The 1203-nt window shown below is 73.0% G+C and carries 1 protein-coding gene and 1 pseudogene; both read left to right on the plus strand.

Annotation, left to right across the window (positions count from 1 at the left end; genetic code table 11):
• Window positions 1–418: pseudogene (locus tag CCN51_RS57555) on the plus strand (glycosyltransferase); the annotation flags it as partial.
• On the plus strand, window positions 418–1203 hold a 786-nt coding region (locus CCN51_RS19810), incomplete at its 3' end, for a glycosyltransferase family A protein (protein ID WP_245881651.1). The pseudogene CCN51_RS57555 and the gene CCN51_RS19810, both read left to right, overlap by 1 nt.

The following is a 1203-nucleotide window of genomic DNA, read 5'->3' on the forward strand; positions in this document are numbered from 1 at the left end:
CCGCCGCAGCGGTATGCGGCGCATCGTCTGCAACGCGTTCATGGCCTCGCGGCCCGGCCATCCGTTCTGGTCGCATGTGCACCGGCAGTTGGTGGGCGCCCACACCAGGCCCGGCCCGCTGGATGCGACGGGCCCGTTCTTCCTCACGCGCGCGGTCGACAGCGCCCCCGAGGGCTGCTCCCCCGCCGTCCTGGGGGCCGACACCCTGTATCCCAAGCTGAGCCCCGCCGCCGCGGAGCTGTTCGGGCCGCGGGAGGTCGACCGGGACCGGGCGCACGCCGTGCACCACTGGTCGGGCAGTTGGAACCGGGAGGGCTCCGGGGCTACGGGAACCTCGACCGGCCGTAAGGTCAGCTTCTGGACGAGCCAGGATCTGCAGCCCTGCGCCCACCGCCGGCGCCGACGGTGTCCTGTCTGATGGTCACCAAGGCCACCAAGGACCGGCTGCCGCTGGCCAGGCGGGCGATCCGGTGCTTCCTCGCGCAGACCTACAGCCGCGCGGAGCTGGTCGTGGTGGACGACGGCGCGGACGGTGCCCTCGAGGACCACGTACGCGACCTCGCCGACGAACGGATCCGGCTGCACCGGCTGCCGCCGGAGGGGCGGACGCTGGGCGAGCTGCGCAACATCGCGGTGGACCTGGCCATCGGGTCGTACGTATGCCAGTGGGACGACGACGACCTGTACGACCCGGAGCGGATCGAGGTGCAGCTGGCGGCGGTCCTCGCGCTGGGCGCCACGGCGTGTTTCCTGGCCCGGGAGCGGCTTTGGTGGCCCGCGCGCCGCTCGTTGGCGATCTCCGGGGTACGGGTGTGGGAGGGCTCCATGCTCTGCGCGAAGGAGGCGCTTCCCCGCTATCCGGAGCAGCGGCGCGGCGAGGACTCCCCGGTCGCGGAGGCCGTGGTGCGCGGCGGACGGACGGTGTCCCTGGACGCGCCCGAGCTCTACACCTATGTGTTCCACGGGGCCAACACCTTCGACGAGCCGCACTTCACCAGCCTCTTCGACGCCGCGACCCGGCTGTGGCCCGCGGGCGGCGCGTACGCGGACCAGGTGCACGCGATGGCGGCGCGGCTGCCCCTCGACCCGGCGGACCTCGTGGAGGCGGAAGACACCTCGCAGGACACCTCGCAGGACACTGCCGACAACACCGCGGAAGCCACCGCTCAAGAGCCCGCCGACAACACCGCCGACCGGTCGGCG

The sequence above is a fragment of the Streptomyces milbemycinicus genome, assembly GCF_002154605.1.
GTDB classification, from domain to species: domain Bacteria; phylum Actinomycetota; class Actinomycetes; order Streptomycetales; family Streptomycetaceae; genus Streptomyces; species Streptomyces milbemycinicus.